7 protein-coding genes and 1 pseudogene are annotated in these 5400 nt (G+C 66.1%); 4 read left to right on the top strand and 4 right to left on the bottom strand.

The annotated features are described in order from the left end of the window. Positions 1 to 407: pseudogene (locus tag JWM94_RS15795) on the top strand (EF-hand domain-containing protein); the annotation flags it as partial. On the opposite strand, the gene JWM94_RS15790 reads toward JWM94_RS15795, so the two are convergent. Further along, the gene (locus JWM94_RS15790) at positions 408 to 1394 is read right to left on the bottom strand and encodes a hypothetical protein (RefSeq protein WP_299429155.1); all 987 of its coding nucleotides are present in this window, start codon (positions 1392 to 1394) and stop codon (positions 408 to 410) included. A gap of 120 nt (positions 1395 to 1514) precedes the next feature. Between JWM94_RS15790 and JWM94_RS15785 the strand changes: the two genes are divergently transcribed. The 3 genes from JWM94_RS15785 to JWM94_RS15775 are packed head-to-tail and all read left to right on the top strand — an operon-like array spanning position 1515 to position 2789. After that, positions 1515 to 1835: a helix-turn-helix transcriptional regulator gene (locus tag JWM94_RS15785; protein ID WP_299429153.1), complete on the top strand. Its 321-nt coding sequence runs from the start codon at positions 1515 to 1517 to the stop codon at positions 1833 to 1835. Then, positions 1832 to 2278, top strand: a complete 447-nt coding sequence (locus JWM94_RS15780) for an SRPBCC domain-containing protein (protein WP_299429151.1) — start codon at positions 1832 to 1834, stop codon at positions 2276 to 2278. Before JWM94_RS15785 ends, JWM94_RS15780 begins: the two co-directional genes overlap by 4 nt. Then, on the top strand, positions 2271 to 2789 hold the full coding sequence (locus JWM94_RS15775) for an SRPBCC family protein (RefSeq protein WP_299429149.1): 519 nt from the start codon (positions 2271 to 2273) through the stop codon (positions 2787 to 2789). Before JWM94_RS15780 ends, JWM94_RS15775 begins: the two co-directional genes overlap by 8 nt. Here JWM94_RS15775 and JWM94_RS15770 read toward each other — a convergent pair. The 3 genes from JWM94_RS15770 to JWM94_RS15760 all read right to left on the bottom strand — a co-directional run. Continuing rightward, complete coding sequence (locus JWM94_RS15770; protein WP_299429147.1) at positions 2781 to 4124, bottom strand: GH1 family beta-glucosidase; 1344 nt, start codon at positions 4122 to 4124, stop codon at positions 2781 to 2783. The two genes, JWM94_RS15775 and JWM94_RS15770, sit on opposite strands and share 9 nt — an antisense overlap. Next, complete coding sequence (locus tag JWM94_RS15765; RefSeq protein ID WP_299429145.1) at positions 4124 to 4873, bottom strand: prolyl oligopeptidase family serine peptidase; 750 nt, start codon at positions 4871 to 4873, stop codon at positions 4124 to 4126. The genes JWM94_RS15770 and JWM94_RS15765 overlap by 1 nt, the downstream gene beginning before the upstream one ends. 11 nt (positions 4874 to 4884) lie before the next feature. Further along, positions 4885 to 5400, bottom strand: a 516-nt coding sequence (locus tag JWM94_RS15760) for a carbohydrate ABC transporter permease (RefSeq protein WP_299429143.1), incomplete at its 5' end; no start/stop codon positions are given.

Raw genomic sequence — 5400 nt, 5'->3', positions numbered from 1 at the left:
CGCCGCGCGGCGGTGGAGGCGGTCGGCGTGGCGGCGGCGGTGGGGGCCGTCGCGGTGGCGGCGGCGGCGGCCCAGGCGGCATGTCGTTCGGTAACGGCGGGGGCGAGGCGAAGACACCGCGCTATGCCGACACCAAGCGCGGCGCCGCGCGCTATTCGTTCTTCGACTATCCCGAACCTGTCGTGGTCGCCGACACCAATTTCAATCGCGGCGTCGATGCCGGCGAGTTCCGCATCGCCGCGCTCGACCGGTTCGCGGTGCTCGACAAGAACCATGACGGCCGCATTACGCGCGGCGAGTTGCCGAGGATCGAGCCGCCAGTGGACGATTACCGCCCCGGACGCGGCGGGTTTCGCCGCCGTCCGGCGAATCCACAGCCCGACGGCGACGACGCTTCCGAAGAGTGATCAGAGCCGCGACTGGGCGTCGACGATACCCGATTCGCTCATCCGTGCCTGCTGCCGCGCCGCGACCGCCTGCAGATCGCGGATCAGCTCGTTCCATGGCGTGATCGAGCGGTTGAACGCCGCGAGATCGCCTGCCGACGTAAACATGAACATGCTGCCCATCGGCTTCCAGCGCCGCGCGGATAGCAGCGTGCACAATGGCCCCGCCTGATCGAACAGATTATGCGTCAACCGGTTGGTGTCGCGCATATCGGCGCTACCCGATCCGACCGAATCGTCGAACCCCTTGAGCAACGCCTCGCGCATCCCCGCATCCTTGACGATCGCGCCCAGCCGAGCGCGGAACGCCTGCGCCTTGGCGAGTAGCGCACGGTCCATCTCGTCGATGCGCGGTGCGCTGCGCGCGAATCGGCCGCAATCGCGCACCAGATCGGGCTCGCGCAGAATCGCGCTGGCATTGGCGAGGCGATCGAGCCCAAGCCCGCGCGTAAAGTTCTCACGGCTGTGGCGCTCGACAAGCGCCTGGCGCAGGAAATCCATCGCGGCCGCGGTGATCGGCCCGCCCTTGACACCGGGCGGCAGCGCGGGCTCGCCTTGAGCGTTGATCTTGATCAGACGGACGGTGCGGGCATCGGCCTGAGTTCCCGCCGCGTCGATCGCCAGTACGACCACCACGCACATCAGCGCGATACCGGCGAATGCGCCGCCCGCTATCACGTTCCAGCCAAGTGTCGCGTGGCGCAGTGTCAGCAGCCACGTCCCGGCGAACACAACAGCCGCCACCAGAATCGCCACGCCGAGCACCGCAGCGACATGGCCAATGACGTCGATCGTCAGAAAATTGAATGCGAAGAACGCGGCCAGGATGATCGCAACCGACCCCGCCAGCGTCGCGACCAACGGAAAGCCGTCGGGCCGCGTCAGGTCGCGCTCCCAATCCTCCAGCCCGTCGTCCAGCCCATCATCGTCCCACGCTCTCGACGTCATCGCCGCCCCCTAACGCGCTGCAACCCCGCTCCTTTGTGTCGCGCTCCAGGCGATTGGGCAAGCCAAGTATCATTAAACCGAACGGTTGACAGTTTAGCGCTGGGCGCATAATTATACCATATGGTTGAACGACTCGACATGACCTTCGCGGCGCTGGCCGATCCCACCCGCCGCGCGATGCTGGCGAGCCTGATGGCGGGCGAGCGCTCGGTTGGCGAGCTGGCGGCGCCGTTCGCGATGAGCTTCGCCGGCGCGGCCAAGCACGTCGGCGTGCTCGAACGCGCCGGGCTGGTCGAGCGCCGCAAGGCCGGGCGCCAGCAGCTGTGCCGATTGAAGGCCGACCGATTGCGCGAGGCCGATGCGTGGTTGCGGCAATGGGAAAGGGTCTGGGCCGCGAGCCTCGATCGCCTCGAAACCTTGCTCGCGGACGACAAGGCATGACCGATCCCGTCACCCTGACTGTCACGCACGACATCGCCGCGCCGCCCGACCGCGTGTTCGACGCGTGGCTCGACCCCGCACTGGCGCGGCATTTCCTGTTCAAGACGCCCCACGGCGAGATGATCACGTGCGAGATCGACGCGCGTGTGGGCGGGCGGGCGCTGATCGTCGAGCGGCGCGCGAGCGGCGATGCGCACCACCATTTGCAATTCGAGGCGATCGACCGGCCGCACCGGCTGGTATTCAAGTTCCGCGCCGACCCGGCGAAGGAAGGCGCCTGGACTCGCGTGGCGATCGATTTCGCCGCGACCGATGCCGGCACGCGTATCACGCTGACGCACGACATGGACCCGCAATGGGCGGCGTACGAGGAACAGACCCGCAAGGGCTGGACGACGATCCTCGGGTCGCTGGCCGAGACTTTGGAGAGCACGCATGACTGACACGATCACGCCGCAGCAATTGCGCTTCGAACGCACGCTCGATGCGCCGGTCGAGACCGTGTGGCGTTACCTGATCGAGCCCGAGCTGCGCGCCAAATGGTTCATGGGCGGCGACACCGAGCCGCGCGTCGGCGGCAAGTTCGGGCTGACGTTCGACCATGGCGCGCTGTCCGACGGCGACGTGCCGACGCCCGAACGTTACGCCAAGAATGTCGGCAAATCGTGGTTCGAGACGATCGAGCGGATCGAGCCGCCGCATCTGCTCGCGTTCAGCTGGGACGGTGGCGCTGCGGGGACGGTGGTGTTCGAACTGGCGCCCGTCGACGACGGGCGCACCCGGCTGACCCTGACGCATAGCGGGCTGCGCGGCGCCGACGATGCGCGCAGCTTCGGCGGCGGCTGGGGATCGCACCTCGACGCGCTGCAGTGCCGTCTGGCCGGCGAACCGGTGCCCAATTTCTGGGTCCTCCACGCCGAAGCGGAGCAGCGCGCCAACGCGGCGCTAGCGTAGAGACGCCCCGTTGGTCGCGATCACCTCGCGATAAAACTTGGCCGAGTCCTTCAGCGTTCGCTCTTGCGTCGCGAAATTGACGTGGACGATGCCGAAACGTTTCGAATAGCCAAGCGACCATTCGAGATTGTCGAACAGCGACCAGAGCATGTAGCCCTTGACGTTGACGCCCTGTTCGATCGCTTTCCCGACCGCGGCGATGTGATGGCGCAGGTAAGATACGCGCAATGGATCCTCAACGCGGCCCTGCTCGGCGACCGGTGGATCGAAGAACGCGGCGCCGTTTTCGGTGACGTAGATCGCGGGGTCGCCATACTGCTCCTTCACCCACAGCAGCACGTCGGTCAGCCCCTGCGGGAACACTTCCCAGCCGGTCGTGGTGTAGGTCGCCTGCTTCTGCTCGACCATCGTCGCGCGTACCGGAAAGCAATCGTCGGCACGCGTGACGTTGCGGGTGTAGTAATTGACCCCGACGAAATCGATCTTCTGCCGGGCGAGCGCCAAGTCGTCGGCCGACCAATCGGTCCAGGCTTCGCCGAAGATGTCGGCAAGCTCGGCGGGGCAGGCGCCGTGGATCGCCGGATCGAGATACTGGCGATTCATATAGGCGGCCGCGCGCGCGGTCGCGGCCTTATCCTCGGCAGAATCCGACGCGGGATATTTGGGCTCGAGGTTCACCACCAACCCGATCTCATGCTTCCCGACGTCGCGATACGCCTTCACCGCGGCGCCGTGCGCGCGCATCAGGTTGCGGCTGGCGACCGGCGTCTCGAACACGTTCCTGTGCCCCGGCGCGAGCGCGCCGTGGAGGTAGCCGCCGTCGGTAATCACCCATGGCTCGTTGAGCGTGACCCACTTCTTCACGCGCCCGTCGAGCCGGTCGAACATCACCCGGCCATAGTCGGCGAACCAGTCGGCGCTGTCGCGGTTGAGCCAGCCGCCGCGATCGTCGAGCGCGGCTGGTAAGTCCCAATGGTAGAGCGTGCAGAGCGGCTCGATATCGTTTGCCAGCAAAGTGTCGACCAGCCGCTCGTAGAAATCGAGGCCTGCCGCGTTCACCCGCCCCGTCCCCTCGGGCAGTACGCGGCCCCACGCGGCGGAGAAACGGTACGCCTTGAGGTCCAGCTCCTTCATCAGCGCGACGTCGCCGGCCATGCGGTTGTAATGGTCGCACGCGACGTCGCCGGTATCGCCCTTTGCTGCCATCAGCCGCGGATCGTGGCTGAACCGTTGCCAGATCGACGCACCCGCGCCGTCAGCGAGCGGCGACCCTTCGATCTGGTACGCGGCGGTGGCGCATCCCCACAGGAAATCGTCGGGGAACGGGTTGGTCATTACGTGGCTTTCCTGGTTGGATTGGGTTCGATGCGGCGCTGCTCGAGCAGCCAGCGCCACAAAGCGGGGTCGTCATAGGCCGGCTCCCACGAACCGTGCGTCATCTGCGGATAGATCGTCATTTTGGGCCGGATGCTGCCCTTGCACGCGTCGATCGCATGCATGATCGCAAAGCCCTTCAGCGGATCGACGACATCGTCCTGATCGCCGTGGAATGCCCAGATCGGCATGTCCTTGAGCGTGCACGGATCGCGGCTGGCGTCCTCGCTATTGGCGGAAACAGGGACGATCGCGGCGAACAGGTCGGGGCGCTTGAATGCCCAGTCCCATGTCGCATAGCCGCCGAGGCTGAGCCCGGTAAGGTAAATTCGCGTTGGATCGACGCGGTAGGTCTTGCGGACCGCGGCGAGCATCGCGTCGAGTTTGGCGGTGTCCCAGCGGCTGTCGTCGAGCCCCTCCTCGAGTTGCGGCGAGACCAGCAGGAACGGCGACCCGGGATGCCGGTCGATGACCTTGGGCGGACCGTTCCGCTTGACCGCCTCGATGTCGGTGCCGCGTTCGCCCGATCCGTGGAGGAAAATTACCAGCGGCCATTTCTGCGTACTGTCCGCGCCATAACCCCTGGGCACGAAGACCAGATACGGATAGCCGCCCGCCGCCGCCGGCTGCGCGGTCTGGACTCCTTCGGGCGGCAGCGGTGCCGGTGGCGGCTTGGCCGCGGCGATCCCGGCCAGTGCGGCTAAAGCCATGATAAACCTCTTCATCCCTTGACGCTCCCCGCCATTAGGCCCGAAATGTAGTAGCGTTGTAGGAGCAGGAAGAGCAGCAGGACGGGCAGCAACGTCACGACGCTCCCCGCCATCATTAGCTCGACATCCTGGACGTGCTCGCGGCTCAGATTGGCGAGCGCTACCGGCAGCGTGTATTTGCTGCCGTCGTTGAGAATGATCAGCGGCCACAGGAAATCGGACCATGAGCCGAGGAAGCTGAACGTCGCCAGCGTCGCGAGGATCGGTTTCAACGTCGGCAGCACGATCGAGCGGAAGATGCGCGCCTCGCTCGCGCCGTCGATCCGTGCAGCCTCGAGCATCTCGTCGGGGATCGACAGCGCGTATTGGCGGACCAGGAATATGCCGAACACGGATGCGATCGACGGGATCAGCACGCCCGCGAAGCTGTCGACCACGCCGAGCATCTTGCAAATCAGGAACAACGGAATCATCGCCACCTGCGCCGGGATGACGAGCGCGGTCAGCAGAAGGCGAAAGATGCGATC

It is taken from the genome of Sphingomonas bacterium (assembly GCF_028289855.1).
Lineage (GTDB): Bacteria > Pseudomonadota > Alphaproteobacteria > Sphingomonadales > Sphingomonadaceae > Sphingomonas.
The sequence above is the reverse complement of the archived record's forward strand: the minus strand, read 5'-3'. Positions and strand labels throughout refer to the sequence as shown.